Source organism: Sphingobacterium siyangense, from assembly GCF_007830445.1.
In the GTDB taxonomy this organism is placed as follows: domain Bacteria; phylum Bacteroidota; class Bacteroidia; order Sphingobacteriales; family Sphingobacteriaceae; genus Sphingobacterium; species Sphingobacterium siyangense.
In genome coordinates this window covers 89,615-105,287 of record NZ_VLKR01000003.1, presented here as the reverse complement: position 1 = coordinate 105,287, position 15,673 = coordinate 89,615, and the positions used below count along the sequence as shown (strand labels likewise).

Annotated in this window: 22 protein-coding genes; 21 read left to right on the top strand and 1 reads right to left on the bottom strand. The window is 39.8% G+C overall.

Annotated features, from left to right (window positions below):
* Positions 1–164: 164 nt before the first annotated feature.
* The 7 genes from IQ31_RS04385 to IQ31_RS04360 all read left to right on the top strand — a co-directional run bounded on the left by IQ31_RS04385 (position 165) and on the right by IQ31_RS04360 (position 7,942).
* The gene (locus tag IQ31_RS04385) at positions 165–1,433 is read left to right on the top strand and encodes a DUF2264 domain-containing protein (RefSeq protein ID WP_145327167.1); all 1,269 of its coding nucleotides are present in this window, start codon (positions 165–167) and stop codon (positions 1,431–1,433) included.
* A 43-nt stretch (positions 1,434–1,476) separates the two neighbouring features.
* Positions 1,477–2,751, top strand: coding sequence for a glycoside hydrolase family 88 protein (locus tag IQ31_RS04380; protein WP_145327166.1), 1,275 nt, complete (start codon positions 1,477–1,479; stop codon positions 2,749–2,751).
* 121 nt (positions 2,752–2,872) lie between these two features.
* A complete protein-coding gene (locus IQ31_RS28050; RefSeq protein WP_280176844.1) occupies positions 2,873–3,001 on the top strand; it encodes a hypothetical protein in 129 nt (42 codons plus the stop codon).
* Between the two features lie 146 nt (positions 3,002–3,147).
* The gene (locus IQ31_RS04375; protein ID WP_145327165.1) at positions 3,148–5,175 is read left to right on the top strand and encodes a CBM96 family carbohydrate-binding protein; all 2,028 of its coding nucleotides are present in this window, start codon (positions 3,148–3,150) and stop codon (positions 5,173–5,175) included.
* Between the two features lie 523 nt (positions 5,176–5,698).
* The gene (locus IQ31_RS04370) at positions 5,699–6,334 is read left to right on the top strand and encodes a hypothetical protein (protein ID WP_088160087.1); all 636 of its coding nucleotides are present in this window, start codon (positions 5,699–5,701) and stop codon (positions 6,332–6,334) included.
* Between the two features lie 158 nt (positions 6,335–6,492).
* Complete coding sequence (locus tag IQ31_RS04365; protein ID WP_088160088.1) at positions 6,493–6,846, top strand: DUF7674 family protein; 354 nt, start codon at positions 6,493–6,495, stop codon at positions 6,844–6,846.
* 142 nt (positions 6,847–6,988) lie between these two features.
* On the top strand, positions 6,989–7,942 hold the full coding sequence (locus IQ31_RS04360; RefSeq protein ID WP_075990871.1) for a helix-turn-helix transcriptional regulator: 954 nt from the start codon (positions 6,989–6,991) through the stop codon (positions 7,940–7,942).
* 338 nt (positions 7,943–8,280) lie between these two features.
* Here the strand turns inward: IQ31_RS04360 and IQ31_RS04355 are convergent, their stop codons facing one another.
* Entirely contained in the window at positions 8,281–8,751 is a 471-nt protein-coding gene (locus IQ31_RS04355; RefSeq protein ID WP_075990872.1) for a DinB family protein, read from the bottom strand.
* 339 nt (positions 8,752–9,090) lie between these two features.
* Between IQ31_RS04355 and rplC the strand changes: the two genes are divergently transcribed.
* The 14 genes from rplC (at position 9,091) to rpsN (ending at position 15,589) form a co-directional block, all read left to right on the top strand.
* A complete protein-coding gene (gene rplC, locus IQ31_RS04350) occupies positions 9,091–9,708 on the top strand; it encodes a 50S ribosomal protein L3 (RefSeq protein ID WP_046674864.1) in 618 nt (205 codons plus the stop codon).
* A 5-nt stretch (positions 9,709–9,713) separates the two neighbouring features.
* Positions 9,714–10,343 carry a 50S ribosomal protein L4 gene (rplD, locus tag IQ31_RS04345; RefSeq protein ID WP_075990873.1) on the top strand — a complete coding sequence of 210 codons (630 nt, stop codon included), beginning with the start codon at positions 9,714–9,716 and terminating at the stop codon, positions 10,341–10,343.
* A 1-nt stretch (position 10,344) separates the two neighbouring features.
* Entirely contained in the window at positions 10,345–10,635 is a 291-nt protein-coding gene (gene rplW / locus IQ31_RS04340; RefSeq protein ID WP_075990874.1) for a 50S ribosomal protein L23, read from the top strand.
* A 6-nt stretch (positions 10,636–10,641) separates the two neighbouring features.
* Positions 10,642–11,469 (top strand): 50S ribosomal protein L2, encoded by an 828-nt coding sequence (gene rplB, locus IQ31_RS04335; protein ID WP_046674867.1) that lies wholly within the window; start codon positions 10,642–10,644, stop codon positions 11,467–11,469.
* Positions 11,469–11,735 carry a 30S ribosomal protein S19 gene (gene rpsS, locus IQ31_RS04330; RefSeq protein ID WP_002997495.1) on the top strand — a complete coding sequence of 89 codons (267 nt, stop codon included), beginning with the start codon at positions 11,469–11,471 and terminating at the stop codon, positions 11,733–11,735. Before rplB ends, rpsS begins: the two co-directional genes overlap by 1 nt.
* 6 nt (positions 11,736–11,741) lie before the next feature.
* Positions 11,742–12,176 carry a 50S ribosomal protein L22 gene (gene rplV / locus IQ31_RS04325; protein WP_070570408.1) on the top strand — a complete coding sequence of 145 codons (435 nt, stop codon included), beginning with the start codon at positions 11,742–11,744 and terminating at the stop codon, positions 12,174–12,176.
* A gap of 11 nt (positions 12,177–12,187) precedes the next feature.
* Positions 12,188–12,979 carry a 30S ribosomal protein S3 gene (rpsC, locus tag IQ31_RS04320; RefSeq protein WP_075990875.1) on the top strand — a complete coding sequence of 264 codons (792 nt, stop codon included), beginning with the start codon at positions 12,188–12,190 and terminating at the stop codon, positions 12,977–12,979.
* A gap of 59 nt (positions 12,980–13,038) precedes the next feature.
* A complete protein-coding gene (gene rplP, locus IQ31_RS04315) occupies positions 13,039–13,461 on the top strand; it encodes a 50S ribosomal protein L16 (RefSeq protein WP_046674870.1) in 423 nt (140 codons plus the stop codon).
* A 92-nt stretch (positions 13,462–13,553) separates the two neighbouring features.
* Entirely contained in the window at positions 13,554–13,772 is a 219-nt protein-coding gene (gene rpmC / locus IQ31_RS04310; protein WP_046674871.1) for a 50S ribosomal protein L29, read from the top strand.
* A 14-nt stretch (positions 13,773–13,786) separates the two neighbouring features.
* The gene (rpsQ, locus tag IQ31_RS04305) at positions 13,787–14,041 is read left to right on the top strand and encodes a 30S ribosomal protein S17 (protein ID WP_046674872.1); all 255 of its coding nucleotides are present in this window, start codon (positions 13,787–13,789) and stop codon (positions 14,039–14,041) included.
* A 1-nt stretch (position 14,042) separates the two neighbouring features.
* Positions 14,043–14,411, top strand: a complete 369-nt coding sequence (gene rplN / locus IQ31_RS04300; RefSeq protein WP_046674873.1) for a 50S ribosomal protein L14 — start codon at positions 14,043–14,045, stop codon at positions 14,409–14,411.
* Between the two features lie 2 nt (positions 14,412–14,413).
* The gene (gene rplX / locus IQ31_RS04295; RefSeq protein ID WP_070570406.1) at positions 14,414–14,758 is read left to right on the top strand and encodes a 50S ribosomal protein L24; all 345 of its coding nucleotides are present in this window, start codon (positions 14,414–14,416) and stop codon (positions 14,756–14,758) included.
* Positions 14,758–15,327, top strand: coding sequence for a 50S ribosomal protein L5 (gene rplE, locus IQ31_RS04290; RefSeq protein ID WP_046674875.1), 570 nt, complete (start codon positions 14,758–14,760; stop codon positions 15,325–15,327). Before rplX ends, rplE begins: the two co-directional genes overlap by 1 nt.
* Positions 15,320–15,589 (top strand): 30S ribosomal protein S14, encoded by a 270-nt coding sequence (gene rpsN / locus IQ31_RS04285; protein WP_028071569.1) that lies wholly within the window; start codon positions 15,320–15,322, stop codon positions 15,587–15,589. Before rplE ends, rpsN begins: the two co-directional genes overlap by 8 nt.
* Positions 15,590–15,673: the final 84 nt, after the last annotated feature.

Below are 15,673 nucleotides of genomic sequence, written 5' to 3'. Positions count from 1 at the left end.
ATAGGAGAAGATTTTTCTGTCTCCTGTAAAGAAGTTGTTATCAATCGCTCATGCAATCGTTTGCTCGAGCGATTGATTTCTTTTTGTTTGTTTTTTTTAGTTAAAATAAAGATTTTTAATGTTTTGTGTAACACTTCGATTGTGTTCGTTATAAACCAATGTCAATGAAAAGAAGACTCTTATTAAAACTATTGGGCGGTGCCGGAATGGGCGCACTGGCGACATCTTTTGCTGGTGAAGCGAATGCCAATGTTGCCGCGTCGGAAAGAAATAATTACAGCGAGAACGATCGTGCCTATTGGGTATCTATTTTACATAAGATGGCTGCTCCAATATTAAGCAATATCAGTAAGCAACAATGGCGTAAAAATATGCCGATGGAAGTGAGTCCTACTTTCGATAGTAGAGACCCTGGAGTCGGATACCTGGAAGCTTTCGGTCGTTTGTTGGCAGGTATGGCTCCTTGGTTGGCCTTACCGGATGACGCAACTGAAGAAGGTCAATTGCGTAAAAAATTACGTGACCAAGCATTACTGGGTATACAATATGGTGTAGATCCTAAATCGCCGGATTATTTTACCTGGCGAGGCCCTTCATCCCAAACACTCGTAGATGCGGCGCATCTTGCACTGGCTTTTTTGAGGGCCCCACAGGCTTTATGGCATCCTTTGGACCAAGGCACTAAGAAAAGAGTCGTTGAAGAATTCAAACTATTGCGCAATATTAAACCGAATGAGAGCAATTGGCTGCTTTTTGCGGCAATGACAGAAACATTTCTTTACAGCATAGGAGAGGAATGTGCACGGGAAAAGATCGATTATGCGGTCAATAAATTTGATCAGGAATGGTATGTGGGGGATGGCTGGTATAGTGATGGTGCCCATTTTAGTTTTGACCACTACAATGGTTATGTGATCCATTGTATGCAGGTGGAGTCACTGCGTCATAACATTTCAGCGGGAGGAAAATACAAGGAAATGTATGAGCGAGCTTATAAACGAATGCAGCGTTATGCGCATCACCTGGAACGCATGATCTCTCCGGAAGGGCATTATGTCGTTGTTGGACGCTCCTCAACTTATAAAAATGCCGCATTCCAGCCTCTAGCGACTGTTGCTCTAGAAAATAAGCTGCCCGAAGATATTTCGAAGGGTCAGGTCAGAGCCGCATTGACCACGATACTCCGCCATATTTATATTGACAAAACCTTTGCACCCTCAGGATGGCTGCGTATGGGCGTAGTGGGTGATAAACAATCCAATCTCGCAGATTACTATACAAACGCAGGCTCGATGTATGTGGCCTCTCTGTCATTCTTGCCATTGGGGTTACCGGCAGACGATGAGTTCTGGACCTGTGCTCCGCAACCCTGGACTTCCCAAAAATGCTGGAATGCTGAGCAATTTCCCAAGGACTATTATGTAAGTTATTAAACGAAAAAAGAATAAAAAAGCAAAAGATTAAGGACTGGATAAAATGAAGATACAACACTATATTACGGGGGCTTTAATGATCGGACTAGGAATGCAGGGAATTTCCTGTTCCAGTCAGCGAAACTTAGGGACAGTGAAATTGGGGCTTGACAAAGAATTTGTCCGTACCAATTTAGAAGATGCACACAAGCAGATCGCCTACCTCGCAGCATCGATCGATGAATCGGATATGCCTACAACCTTTAAAGATGGTAAATATGTGAATTGGGGTTCAAGCTGGTGGTGTTCTGGATTTTATCCCGGTACAGTGCTCTATCTCTATGAATATACCAAAGATGAGAAGCTATTAACGGAAGCCAAAAGTAAGTTGAAGGAACTCGAGAAGGAAAAGAACAATAAGGGGACACATGATTTGGGTTTTATGTTGTACTGCAGCTTTGGTAATGCATTACGCTTGACGGGAGATTCGGCTGCTTATAAGGAAATTTTAAGTACCGGAGCAGCCTCATTGGCGACCCGTTTCCACGAAGCACCCAAAACTATCCGTTCATGGGATGGGGGCAAAAACTGGGATGGCCAGCCTTGGACTTACCCAGTGATTATTGACAACATGATGAACCTGGAGTTTCTGACGGAAGTTTCCAAAATGACAGGTGATAAGCGTTATCGTGATATTGCGGTGCAACATGCCAATACAACGATGGTCAATCACTACCGAAAAGATTACAGTTCCTACCATGTCGTGGATTACAATCCAAAGGATGGAAGCATTATTTCGAGAAAGACTGCTCAAGGTGCGTTTGATGAGTCTGCATGGGCTAGGGGACAGTCTTGGGGACTGTATGGTTATACGATGATGTACCGCGAGACCGGCGACAAGAAATATTTGGAGCAAGCTCGACATATTGCACAGTTTTATCTGAATCATCCCAATCTTCCAAAAGATCTGATACCTTATTGGGATATGGACCAGAACAAGCTTACTCCGGATAGTAAATATTATAGCCAGAAAGATCTTCGTGATGTGTCGACCGCTTCGGTGACCGCTTCGGCTTTGCTGGAACTGGCGCAATACACAACAGGTGGTGAAAGCCAGCTGTATATCTCAAAGGCTGAGCAGATGTTGCGGTCTTTATCATCTAAACCCTACAAAGCAGATTATAAAGAAGCCGGTGGCTATATTTTAAAACATAGTGTTGGTTCGATTCCACATAAAACAGAGGTTGATGTTCCTTTAACCTATGCTGATTACTATTATGTAGAGGCATTGGTTCGGTATGATCGGTTGCTCCAAGGAGAAAAGGTAATCAAGCCATAGAAACTATCATAAGTGCCTAGTCTTTGAAACAATGTTTGATTTATTGTTTCAAAGACATGATAATAATTCTATTGAATACTACAATTTTTAGAGCGAATTTTTTATTAGGTCACAATAGATCATGAACCATAAACATATATCAAATCCTGCTCCTTTGATATGGAAAGATGGTTCAGTTCTTATCGTTTTTAAAGGACGTAGCCGTGGAAAGAACTATCCATTTCAGAGCGAGCTAAAAAGAGGTAAATAGCCAAGAGAAATTTTCATTGGGAGGATCTCTTGTTCAGGGCTGTTCCATTAGTAGCAATAGATAAACAATATGATCTACATCTCCCGGATGTATTAGAGGCATATTGTTCCAATTATAAACTACCAATATCATAAATCTAACAAAGAATGAGAACAACAAACAGTAAACTCAGATTCATTGCAGTCGCACTGATGAGCACACTTTCGGCAATGATGGCCTGTCATAAGGATATGCTAAAGCCCGAAAGCTCTATTGCTCAGCTGCAAAAAAAAGCAGCTACTTTTGATTCCGCAAATGAGGTCAGCCTTTTGCCCGTCGCAGATGCGTATGTTCAGGATGGGACTAACGCCAGTACCAATTATGGTGATAATAGTTGGCTGATTGCCAAAGATGATGCTCCAGGTTATCGAAGGGATATCTATCTGCGTTTTGATCTGACCGCATTGCCCAGCAATGTTGCTAGTGTACAGTCAGCACGTGTTGAATTGGCTGGTGGGGTTTCCAGTGCTGCGGATACAGCAAATGCCAAGTGGCTGTACTACACAACGCTTGAAAAAGATTGGGGTGAGAAAACGATCAATTGGAATAATGCGCCAGCGACAGGGACAAAGCTTGGAGAAGTCAATGGAAAACTAAAAGTTACAAATGGAATTGTCTATCTCGATATTCCCTCCTCAGTGATTCAAGAAGCTTTGGATTCGGACAGAAAATTGTCTATTAAGATTGTCGCACAGCGAAAAACCTCCGGTTCTACTTCATTTTATTCCGACTTTCAGTCTAAAGAAGCACAGGATGTGGGACTTCGACCAAAATTGAAAATTGATTATACAGCATCGGGGCCAAACTTTTATAGCAACCTAGTCATGGATAAAGTAACCTTTGACTCCATTCAGCTTGATCTAGCAACATTATCCGCCGCCCAAACGCTAATAAACAATCAAGTTACTGTTAAAGCAAATGATGCATTGAATACAGTTCCTGTTCCGGTTGCAAAAATTTCAGATCCCGATGGCAAGAATAAAGTGCAGACTGATGCAGCTAAGGTGTATTCGTTGGCGCTACAATATTTTTTGTTTCAGGAGCAGGCAAATGCAGGGCAATATGTTGATAAGGCGAAGGAATTTCTTCTTTCTTGGGCAGCCGTTAACGCAGCAACAAGCCAAACTCCCGATGAAAGTATATATCTTCCATTTCTTACAGGATATTCACTTATTCGTGCAAAAATTGATGCTAACAGCAGGATGACGATCGACAATTGGTTACGGACAAGATATAACTTTTACAAAACTCAATCGGTCAGAACCAATAATTGGGAAACTATCCGTAATCTGTTGATGATTGATATCGCTTATATACTGAATGATGGAGCGCTTATCAACCAAGCGACGTCAGATTTTAGTACTCATCATAATAAAAATTATCGTGCGGATGGGGCTAGCATAGATTTTCTTGGCAGGGATGCCTTTGCCTATCATGTGTATGATCTAGAGTTTATCGGACAGATTGGTCGCACTTTTTATATCAAACGAGGCCGGCATATGCTTGATAGTTTGGTAAATCACCGTGCTACAAAATGGGTTAATTTAAGAATTAATCCCAATGATACGCCAGTCTTGGGTGGATCTATTAGGGATGCGGTCTCTTTTATGGCCCCTTATGTCTTGGATCCTGACAATAATATTCATCTTGAATTTGTCAACACCGAATGGGCTCCTGACAAAACTAGAGCTGATTATAATAAACCGTTTAATGCGGCAGGATCCAGCTATGCTTTTGTCCAGATGGCATCCATTATGAAGGGCGAGATGTTCGGTTTCCTGAAAAAGTTAAATCCTAGTTTCAACAGATATACTGATTTGCGTTACTATATTAACTCTTATGGGCCATCGTTAAGTACTTCGCCTATGACCAATGTGACATTGTATGGTGATACTCCTTTCCGTGGCTGGTATAAACAGCTTGGCATTGGAAGTTACAGTCTTACTGATTTGCAAGGACTGGGTGTTACGAACGACCAACTGAGCAGTATTAGTATTCCAAAAGGTTTTAAGGTTACACTCTATGAAAATGGAGATTTTACAGGAGATTCTGCGCTATTAACTGGACATACCATTGATTTGTCAATCTTAAACTTTAACGATAAGACATCTTCGCTGTTGATTGAATATCTTTAGTCAATTTATCTAAATGAAAAGGTGTTTTTTGTAATTATAGTGTGTGCTTGACCTATGTCCATTTCTTCTATGTAGAAACATTGGTGCGATATGACCGGTTGCCCCTTGGAGAAAAGGTAATCAAGCAATAAGAGCTATTTTTTTGAGTTTTCAACAAAGTTATTAACACGATGTGGAAAAGTGAAGTATGTAAGGTACTTCACTTTTTTTGTTTTATAGGATTGAACCCGCTCTATCTTACGACATGTTTCTTCATGTCGTATTTGATCCTATTCTCTGTCAAATACAGGCTCTTTCGTCTAGTGCACATAACAATATCTAGCTTATATCAATTTCTATATTAACAGGGCTTTTATAGGGGTATAACAGGGGATTAGCAGGGGGTTAACAGGGGTATTACCCCTGTTAACCCCCTGCTAATCCCTAGTAAAAATAGTGTTACTCCTCTTTTAATAGGGAATTTGGTGTTATCTTGGTAATAATTTATATACCAATTAATTATAAACAAAAGGAGAGAAACTTTATGGCAATTTTACAAAATGGTCCGAACGGCCCTATTGTTGGGAAATTTGGTTCGGTGAATGCTTACCTATTGAATGGCCAAAATATCATACGCGGCGGTAAAAGAAAACGAACGTCTCCGCCTAGCGAGGCCGAGCTATTAAATAGAGAAAAACAGAAAATTGCAGGTAAGTTTGCCGCATGGAATAAAAGAATTCTTGAGTTTGGCTATCAGTCTCTAGCGAAAAAGGGAAGTCGTGTAGGTGCTTTCCAATTGGCACAGCGCCACATTTTTAAAGAAACTCTTGAATTAGATGAAGAGAATAAGCCTTTTGTTAACCTTGAAAAGCTATTGCTGTTTTCGGGTCCGCTTACCCCATTAGCCAACTGTCAAGTAAGCTTGGATGGCGACCAGATTGATCTTAGCTGGACTGTAGATGATCAGTATAAAAGTAGCATATATAAAATCAATCTGGGATTGATAAGCTTAGATGCCGAGTCGCATCTAAGAACCTCTATTGCCAATGTCAATCAGGGCACCTGCTCGTTGCAATTTGAGGAGATAAGCAGAAAAACAGGTGATCTCCATGTTTATGTTGGTGTGTGGGATACACTGGAGGGAGACTTCTCGAATTCCATCTATTGTGGGGTTATATAGTTGTTTTCGACGGAATCCATAAGCTGGCTTAGAAAGATGTTATGTGCAAAGATAAGATTAGTGGCAAGGCTTTATAATTTAAAGCTTTGCCATTTTTGAGATTATTCAACTTAAATAGAGCTAGAAGATATATGAATAATATGTTTTGATATTGTGCTATGAAAAATAAAGATTTATTTATCGCCGATTTGATTAGGATATTTCCAAATTTAGAAGAAGAAATTCTGGATGAAGATTATAGTTTTTCTATTACTTTACAAATGGGAAGTCTTAAACGGTATATTCAGAAAGCTATAGATGATGACAACTCAGATCTATTTGATGCTGTGGTAGCTTTTCTTAACGAAAATTTGCCTTTGGTTGATAAGAAGGTACAGAATACAATTTTTATTAGCTTTTTAGAGAAATTAGACTTCTCAGGTACACCCAAATTTAAACAGAAGCTAGTTGGAACCTTAAGAAGAGCTCATGGTTACTGGAAGTTACACGATCGGAAAAAAATACCTGGTTAAATTAAGATTGGACTATGGATATGAATTTAGAATATGATAGTTGTAATTGTAGTTTTCGAATAGCGAATTATCATTATGTTTGAGAGCTAACTTTGCACTTTAAAGCTTAAATCGGTGTATTTTTTGTTGTACTTTTATCCCAATGACCGATATTCAAAAGAGATTCGACCGCATACTTGCTATTTATATGCATCTACAGGCTAAACCTGTGGTCACTGCTGCTGCTTTGGCAGAACGCTATGAAGTAAGTCCGCGTACGATTTATCGTGATATCAGATCCCTGATGCAAGCAGGGATTCCGATTTACGGTGAAGCGGGAAGCGGTTATTCTTTGGTGGAGGGATATAAAATGCCACCTCTGCAATTTACCCGAGAGGAGGCATTGAGTTTTGTGGCAGCGGAGAAACTGGTGGAAAAGTATACAGATCGGAATCTTGCGCATCATTTTACAACAGCATTGCTAAAAATGAAAGCCATATTACGGGGTAACGAAAAAGAACAGGTAGCCTTAGTTGGGGATAACTTTCTGGTGCGCGGTGGGCGTCATCAATTCAATGAGAAGCTAACCCATGGCACCAATATACTGATCGAAAGCATCGCTGCTAAAAAATGTGTGGAAATCTATTATTCCAAACCTTCGGATAAAACTCCAGAAAGGCGTGAAATCGAAGCTGTGGGTATTTTTGTGGAGAGCAAGTTTTGGTATGTCCTCGCTTTTTGTAGATTACGACAAGATTACAGGCAATTCCGTTTGGACAGAATAAACAATATTAGAATACTTGCCGAAGATTTTGGAAAAGAGCATCCCGAGTTATCTTTCTTTCTGAATAAACGTCATGACGTTCCCACGACAAAAGTCGTTGTGCAAGTAGATAAGGATATGGCCCGCTATATGGAATGGGATCGTCACTATTTTGGTTTCCAAAAGGAAACTGTCACCGATAATTATGTAGAGATGCATTTCGAATGCATTAATATGGAGAACGGCTTTGCGCGCTGGTATCTGATGTTTGCTGATAAAGGAACAATTATTGAACCCGAATCGTTAAAAGAGGTCGTAAAGCGTCTGCTTTCATCGGCTTTGGAACAAATCTAAAAGATACTATCCATAACCTAATTTACAGTTGTTTTTTGAGCAACTGCGGATGCAGAGATTCGATATGCCTTCGGTATCTGTTCGAGCCTGCTTCGTGTCAGAGTAAGCTTGTATCCGCGGTGAGTCTGACATGAGTCCGTGGTGACTCCGAGTTTAACTCGGAGTCACCACGGTTGTACTTCTTTCTCACCCCGCATTTATGTGCGATAGGGCACGAATCAGACCAGAAAGAGGGGCGAATAGAAATCGAAGGATGCTCAAATAGTGGGAATAACACGGACTCAAGATCGGCGCAATGGATAATCGGTGCGAGTATGAGTTTTTGAGGAGGTGACTAACTACCCTCTTTCCCAAAAAAATGGAGGTTCTATACCAAGTAATCTTAGATAAACAAATCCTTGGCCACGGTGGTGGATTTCATTATCGATAAAATAAAGGATGCTGTGAATGACTGGCGATTTGTACTGGCCGAATAGGTTGAATTCTTCGGCAAAGCGTTCTTCTGGAATTTGATTGAACAATTCACTGATCTGAGGAGTAGCTTCATCCCAGGCCTGAAGCAATTGTGCTTTGGTCGAATAACTGAGATTCTCATTGAGTTCGCCGCTCTTGTTGGTGACAATTTCTTGGAGACCTGGCGCAGCAATACCTAATAGCTCCTTAATCATATCTGCAAAAGTGCGCATGCCTTCTACTTTGTAATTGAACAATCCTTCTTCTGGAAATTTTTCAATAGTCTGTCTTGTCAGGTTTCTGTGGCCTAACCAATGCTGAAGTAGCTCGTTTTTGGAAATGATTTCTGTTTTCATGATTCTCGTATTTTAAAGTTTTTATAGTAAGCAATACATCGCCTTCTGCGTTGTACGATAGTTCAAAATTAGGGTGATCTGTGACAACTGTATGGCAGCAGAAATAAATGCAAGTAATTTTATTTTTCTGGAGGTGATTTAATCGGAGCGGAGAGCTGGATAGGTATTATTCGGAAATTTGACGCGGATAAAGAAAAGATCTAGAAAATAAAAAAAATAATTCACTAATTATTTGACAGTTATAAAAATGTTTGTAACTTTGCAGTCCCTTAATGGGAATAGTATGTCTTGAGCGAAGCCCTACTGCTTCGAAGGACTTTTAATTAATTAATTTACAACATGTCAGGTATTATTGGAAAAAAAGTAGGAATGACGAGCCTGTTTAACGCTGATGGGAAAAATATTCCTTGTACAGTGATTCAGGCCGGGCCGTGCGTGGTTACGCAGATACGTACGGAAGAAAAGGATGGCTACTCGGCAATTCAACTTGGTTTCGACGAAGCTAAGGAGAAAAACACGACAGCTCCTTTGAAAGGGCACTTTGCGAAAGCAAACACAACGCCTAAGCGTAAGTTGGTAGAGTTTAAAACTTTCCCAGATGCAAAACAACTTGGTGACGTAGTTGACGTTACTCTTTTTGAAGAAGGTGAGTACGTAGATGTAGTCGGTACTTCAAAAGGTAAAGGTTTCCAAGGTGTAATGAAACGTCATGGATTTGGTGGTGTAGGTGGTGCGACTCACGGTCAGCACAACAGATTACGTGCTCCAGGTTCATTAGGTGCTTCATCATGGCCTTCACGCGTATTCAAAGGTATGCGCATGGCTGGTCGTACAGGTGGTGACAGAGTTAAAGTTCAAAACTTACAGGTGTTGAAAGTTTACGCTGAGCAAAACCTTATCGTTGTTAGTGGTTCCATTCCAGGAGCTAAAGGTTCTTATGTAATCGTAGACAAATAGTAGAGATGGAAGTTAAAGTTTTAAATTTATCAGGTAAAGAAACAGGTGCCAAGGTGCAACTTCCTGAGTCGGTATTTGGGTTAGAGCCTAACGATCATGCGATCTATTTGGATGTGAAACAATACTTAGCGAACCAACGCCAAGGAACTCACAAATCTAAACAACGTAACGAAATCGCGGGTTCTACTCGTAAATTACACAAACAAAAAGGTACTGGTGGTGCTCGTGCGGGTTCTATCAAATCTCCATTGTTTAATGGTGGTGGTCGTGTATTCGGTCCTCAACCTCGTGACTACTCGTTCAAATTGAACAAAAAATTGAAACAAGTAGCACGTAAATCAGCATTGTCTTACAAAGCAAAAGATAATAACATTGTGGTATTGGATGAAGTAAAATTCGATGCTATCAAAACTAAAAACTATGTTGCTTTAATCAATGCGTTGAATGTAGCTGATGAGAAAACATTGTTGGTATTGCCAGCTTACGATGAAATTGTTTATAAATCAAGCAGAAACTTGAAAAAAGCAAAAGTTATTGTTGCATCTGATTTAAATACATATGATGTATTGAACGCAACAAAATTATTGTTGACTACAGATTCTGTTAAATCTTTGGAGGAAGCATTAGCTAAGTAATATGGAAATTATTAAAAAACCTATCTTGACTGAGAAAGCTTCTATGTTAACGGAGAAATTAAACCGTTACGCTTTCAAAGTAGATCACAGAGCAAACAAAATCCAGATTAAAGCAGCTGTTGAGGCTATGTTTGGTGTTACAGTTCTTGCTGTAAACACTGCAGTAGTAGCTGGTAAAGCAAAAAGCCGTTACACAAAAGCAGGTTTCGTATCTGGTAGAGCTCCTAAGTATAAAAAGGCTGTCATTACTATTAAAGACGGCGAAACTATTGACTTTTACAGTACTATATAATAAAAAATGGCAGTTAAAAGATTCAAACCGGTAACCCCTGGTACTCGTTTTAGAGTAGGCGCTGACTACTCTGATGTTACTACAAACGTTCCTGAAAAATCGTTAGTAGTAAAAATCAACAAGAAATCAGGCGGTCGTAATAACTCCGGTAAAATGACTATGCGTTATCTCGGTGGGGGACATAAAAAAGTATACCGATTAATTGATTTCAAACGCGATAAAAAAGATATCCCTGCAAAAGTAGCTACTATCGAGTACGATCCAAACCGTACTGCTCGTATTGCCTTGTTGCATTACGCTGATGGTGAAAAACGTTACATCCTTGCTCCAGCTGGTTTAGTAGTTGGTCAAACTGTAATCGCAGGTGATAAAGTTGCCCCAGAAGTTGGTAATACATTACCATTAGCAAACATTCCATTGGGTTCTATCATCCACAACATTGAATTAAATCCTGGTCAAGGTGGTTCAATTGCTCGTTCGGCTGGTACTTATGCTCAATTGTCTGCTCGTGATGGTAAATATGCCATCATCAAATTGCCTTCGAGCGAAACACGTATGATCTTATTGACTTGTGTTGCTACAATTGGTTCAGTATCGAACCATGAAAGATCTAACCAAGTGTTAGGTAAAGCAGGTCGCAAACGTTGGTTAGGTCGTCGTCCAAGAGTTCGTGGTGTTGCGATGAACCCAGTAGATCACCCTATGGGTGGTGGTGAAGGCCGTACTTCAGGAGGTCACCCACGCTCACGTACAGGTGTATTAGCTAAAGGCTTCAAAACACGTTACAAGAAGAAAACATCGAATCGTTACATCATTGAGAGAAGGAAAAAATAATGGCTCGTTCAATTAAAAAAGGTCCTTATATCGATCACAACTTAGAAAGAAAAGTTCTTTCTATGAATGAAACTAACAAAAAGTCAGTTATCAAAACATGGTCTCGTAGATCAATGATTTCACCTGATTTTGTTGGCCATACCTTCGCAGTGCACAACGGGAATAAATTTATCCCTGTTTATGTAACAGAGAATATGGTAGGTCACAAGCTTGGTGAATTCGCGCCTACGCGTACATTCAGAGGCCACGCAGAAAAGAAAAAATAATAGGTAATGGAAGCAACAAAAAAACTTAAAAAGTCTGTCTTAATTAGACAACGCAAAGAGCAAGAGAAAGCTCAAAAAGGAGGAGCTTCGGATGCCAAATTATTGAACTGCCCTACTTCGCCTCGTAAGATGCGTTTAGTGGTAGACTTAATTCGCGGTCAACGTGTTGAAAATGCATTATACATTTTGAAACACTCAAGTAAAGAAGCTGCTGCTCGTGTAGAAAAATTATTATTATCTGCAATCAAAAACTGGGAAGCCAAAAACGAAGGTAAATCAGTGGAAGAAAGCGAACTAATTGTAAAAGAAGTATCAGTAGGTGGCGGTCGTCAATTGAAAAGATTGCGTCCAGCTCCTCAAGGTCGCGGATACAGAGTTCGTAAACGTTCAAATCACGTTACGTTGGTAGTTGATAGCAAATTAAACGTTGAACAAAACTAATTTATTGAGAAATGGGACAAAAAGCAAATCCAATAGGTAGCAGATTAGGAATCATCAAAGGTTGGGATTCTAACTGGTTCGGAGGTAAAAACTATTCCGATAAATTAGTTGAAGACGAAAAAATCAGAAAATATCTTTCTGTTCGTATTGCAAAAGGTGGTGTAGCTAAAGTTGTTATCGAAAGAACTTTAAAACGTATCACTGTTACAATTCACACTGCTCGTCCAGGTATCGTTATCGGTAAAGGTGGTCAAGAAGTTGACAAGATCAAAGAAGAGTTGAAAAAACTGACTAAAAAGGATGTTCAAATCAACATTTTCGAGATCAAACGCCCTGAGTTAGATGCTAAGTTAGTAGCTGAAGGTGTCGCTAAACAATTAGAGGCACGTATTTCATTCCGTCGTGCAATGAAAACTTCAATCGCTTCTACCATGCGTATGGGTGCAGAAGGTATCAAAATCATGTGTTCTGGTCGTTTAGGTGGTGCTGAAATGGCGCGTACTGAACAATACAAAGAAGGAAGAACTCCTTTACACACATTGCGTGCTGATATCGACTACGCTTTAGCTGAAGCATTGACTACATACGGTAAAATCGGTATCAAAGTTTGGATCTGTAAAGGTGAGGTTTACGGTAAACGTGACTTATCTCCAAACATTGGTCAAGCATCTGGTGTAAAATCACGTGGCAACCACGAAGGTGGTGGCGAGCGTCGTGACAACCGTAACAACAAAGGTGGTCGCGGTGGAAACAACCGTGGTGGAAACCGTGGTGGAAACAACCGTGGTCCGAAAAAAGATTAATAGTTATTTAGATTACAACAAAAACCTGCTGAAAAAGCAGATTTAAAAAGTATACGAACATGTTACAGCCAAAAAGAACGAAGTTCAGAAAGATGCAGAAAGGCCGCATGAAAGGTAACGCTTCTCGTGGAGCGGAGTTAGCTTTCGGTTCTTTCGGTATCAAAACAATGGAGCAAGCATGGATCACTAGTCGTCAAATCGAGGCAGCTCGTATTGCGGTTACACGTTATATGAAACGTGAAGGTCAAGTTTGGATTCGTATTTTCCCTGACAAACCTGTTACGAAAAAACCTGCAGAGGTACGTATGGGTAAAGGTAAGGGTGCTCCAGAATACTGGGTAGCAGTAGTACGCCCAGGCCGTATGTTATTTGAAGCAGAAGGTGTGCCTTTGGAAATTGCCAAAGAAGCTTTACGCCTTGCAGCGCAAAAACTTCCGGTTCAAACTAAGTTTGTGATTCGTAGAGACTACGTTGAAGCATAAAAATCTTGGTAATGTCATCATTTAAGCGTTAGGGCCGTTACCCCTAACGCTATATATAAAGCGATGATAACCCAAATAACAACTGAAAAAACATGAAAAATTCAGAAATTTTAGAATTATCTAATGAGGACTTAAAAGCTCGTCTTGTAGAAGAGAAAACAGCCCTTACAAAATTGAAATTTGCACATGCTGTTTCAGCTATTGAGAACCCTAACGTGATCAAAGCAGCACGCAAAACTATCGCTCGTATCAGTACAGAGATCAGTGCACGCAAAGCTGCAGCTAAAAATGAAACAGCCTCTGAGGCGTAAAATTTAAAGTCGAAATGGAAAGAAATTTAAGAAAAACAAGAATCGGCTTAGTAGTTAGCAACAAGATGGACAAATCTATCGTGGTATCAGTGGAACGTAAAGTGAAACACCCGATCTATGGTAAGTTCGTTAAAAAAACTACTAAATTTAAAGCTCATGACGAAACTAATACCTGCGGTATCGGCGATACGGTATTAATCATGGAAACTCGTCCGCTGAGTAAAACAAAAAACTGGAGATTAGTAGAAATTATAGAAAGAGCTAAATAACATGGTACAACAAGAATCAAGACTTAATGTAGCTGACAATAGCGGTGCTAAACAAGTTTTAGTAATCCGTGTATTGGGCGGTACGCGCAAGCGTTATGCATCAATCGGAGATAAGATTGTTGTATCGGTGAAAAGCGCTATGCCTTCAGGAAACGTGAAAAAAGGTTCCGTTTCTAAAGCAGTAGTGGTTAGAACGAAAAAGGAAATCCGTCGTAAAGATGGTTCATATATCCGTTTCGATGACAACGCCGCTGTATTATTAAATAATAATGATGAACCACGTGGTACACGTATCTTTGGCCCTGTTGCCAGAGAGTTGCGTGAGAAACAGTTCATGAAAATTGTATCATTAGCACCGGAGGTTTTATAATTATGGCACAGAAAACAAAAACAACTACGCACAAAATCAAAATTAAAAAAGGTGATTTAGTGAAAGTTATCGCTGGTAACTCTAAAGGTGTTCAAGGAAAAGTATTAACTGTTTTAGTGGATAAAAATAGAGCTATCGTTGAGGGCGCTAACATCGTAAAAAAACACACTAAACCAAGTGCAGCTAATCCTAATGGTGGTATCATTGAGAAAGAAGCTGGTATTCACATCTCTAATTTAGCTGTTATCGATCCTAAAACAGGTGCAACTACACGTGTAGGTCGTAAGTTAAATGCAGATGGTAAATTAGTTCGTTACGCTAAAAAATCAGGGGAGGAAATTAAATAATGACTTACGTACCAAGATTAAAAGTGAAATATGCGGAAGAAATCCGTAAAGCACTTCAAGAAAAATTTCAGTATAAAAGTATTATGCAGGTTCCTAAACTTGAGAAAATCGTTGTTTCACAAGGCGTAGGAGCTGCAACAGCTGACAAAAAATTAATCGATAACGCTATCGCTGAGTTGACTTTAATCACAGGTCAACAAGCCGTTGCTACAAAATCGAAAAAAGATATTTCAAACTTTAAATTACGTAAAGGTATGCCTGTAGGGGCACGTGTTACTTTACGTGACAACAATATGTTTGAATTCTTGGATCGTTTGGTAGCAGTATCGCTTCCACGTATTCGTGACTTCCGCGGTATCAACGATAAAGGTTTCGACGGACGTGGTAACTATAACTTAGGTATCACTGAGCAAATCATTTTCCCTGAGATCAACATTGATAAAATCAACAAGATCCAAGGTATGGATATCACTTTCGTGACTTCTGCTCAAAATGATGTTGAGGCTTTAGAATTGTTGAAACAATTCGGTTTACCATTTAAAAATCAAAATACTAATAACAATGGCTAAAGAAGGATTAAAAGCACGCGAAGTAAAACGCGCTAAATTGGTAGCTAAATATGCGGCAAAACGTGCAGAATTAAAAGCTGCTGGCGATTACGTTGCATTAGATAAATTACCTAAAAATGCTTCTCCAGTACGTTTACACAATCGTTGTAAATTGACTGGCCGTCCTAAAGGATATATGCGTCAATTCGGTATCTCTCGTGTGACTTTCCGTGAGATGGCTTTAGATGGCAAAATCCCAGGGGTGAAAAAAGCTTCTTGGTAATTAAAAAAAAATACTTAATTTTGCCCGGGCAATTCAACTGAGGATTGCCGGGGTTTTTGCATTTTAAAATTGTTTAACAGATAG

What these genes read in the sequence shown, in the direction of transcription:
- IQ31_RS04370 (WP_088160087.1), top strand. Translation starts at nt 5,699, where the DNA reads ATGGCAATTTTACAAAATGGTCCGAACGGCCCTATTGTTGGGAAATTT.
- rpmC (WP_046674871.1), top strand. Translation starts at nt 13,554, where the DNA reads ATGAAAAATTCAGAAATTTTAGAATTATCTAATGAGGACTTAAAAGCT.
- IQ31_RS04360 (WP_075990871.1), top strand. Translation starts at nt 6,989, where the DNA reads ATGACCGATATTCAAAAGAGATTCGACCGCATACTTGCTATTTATATG.
- rplC (WP_046674864.1), top strand. Translation starts at nt 9,091, where the DNA reads ATGTCAGGTATTATTGGAAAAAAAGTAGGAATGACGAGCCTGTTTAAC.
- rpsN (WP_028071569.1), top strand. Translation starts at nt 15,320, where the DNA reads ATGGCTAAAGAAGGATTAAAAGCACGCGAAGTAAAACGCGCTAAATTG.
- IQ31_RS04365 (WP_088160088.1), top strand. Translation starts at nt 6,493, where the DNA reads ATGAAAAATAAAGATTTATTTATCGCCGATTTGATTAGGATATTTCCA.
- IQ31_RS04375 (WP_145327165.1), top strand. Translation starts at nt 3,148, where the DNA reads ATGAGAACAACAAACAGTAAACTCAGATTCATTGCAGTCGCACTGATG.
- rpsS (WP_002997495.1), top strand. Translation starts at nt 11,469, where the DNA reads ATGGCTCGTTCAATTAAAAAAGGTCCTTATATCGATCACAACTTAGAA.
- IQ31_RS04355 (WP_075990872.1), bottom strand. Translation starts at nt 8,751, where the DNA reads ATGAAAACAGAAATCATTTCCAAAAACGAGCTACTTCAGCATTGGTTA.
- rpsQ (WP_046674872.1), top strand. Translation starts at nt 13,787, where the DNA reads ATGGAAAGAAATTTAAGAAAAACAAGAATCGGCTTAGTAGTTAGCAAC.
- rplV (WP_070570408.1), top strand. Translation starts at nt 11,742, where the DNA reads ATGGAAGCAACAAAAAAACTTAAAAAGTCTGTCTTAATTAGACAACGC.
- IQ31_RS28050 (WP_280176844.1), top strand. Translation starts at nt 2,873, where the DNA reads ATGAACCATAAACATATATCAAATCCTGCTCCTTTGATATGGAAAGAT.
- IQ31_RS04385 (WP_145327167.1), top strand. Translation starts at nt 165, where the DNA reads ATGAAAAGAAGACTCTTATTAAAACTATTGGGCGGTGCCGGAATGGGC.
- rplB (WP_046674867.1), top strand. Translation starts at nt 10,642, where the DNA reads ATGGCAGTTAAAAGATTCAAACCGGTAACCCCTGGTACTCGTTTTAGA.
- IQ31_RS04380 (WP_145327166.1), top strand. Translation starts at nt 1,477, where the DNA reads ATGAAGATACAACACTATATTACGGGGGCTTTAATGATCGGACTAGGA.
- rpsC (WP_075990875.1), top strand. Translation starts at nt 12,188, where the DNA reads ATGGGACAAAAAGCAAATCCAATAGGTAGCAGATTAGGAATCATCAAA.
- rplP (WP_046674870.1), top strand. Translation starts at nt 13,039, where the DNA reads ATGTTACAGCCAAAAAGAACGAAGTTCAGAAAGATGCAGAAAGGCCGC.
- rplX (WP_070570406.1), top strand. Translation starts at nt 14,414, where the DNA reads ATGGCACAGAAAACAAAAACAACTACGCACAAAATCAAAATTAAAAAA.
- rplN (WP_046674873.1), top strand. Translation starts at nt 14,043, where the DNA reads ATGGTACAACAAGAATCAAGACTTAATGTAGCTGACAATAGCGGTGCT.
- rplW (WP_075990874.1), top strand. Translation starts at nt 10,345, where the DNA reads ATGGAAATTATTAAAAAACCTATCTTGACTGAGAAAGCTTCTATGTTA.
- rplD (WP_075990873.1), top strand. Translation starts at nt 9,714, where the DNA reads ATGGAAGTTAAAGTTTTAAATTTATCAGGTAAAGAAACAGGTGCCAAG.
- rplE (WP_046674875.1), top strand. Translation starts at nt 14,758, where the DNA reads ATGACTTACGTACCAAGATTAAAAGTGAAATATGCGGAAGAAATCCGT.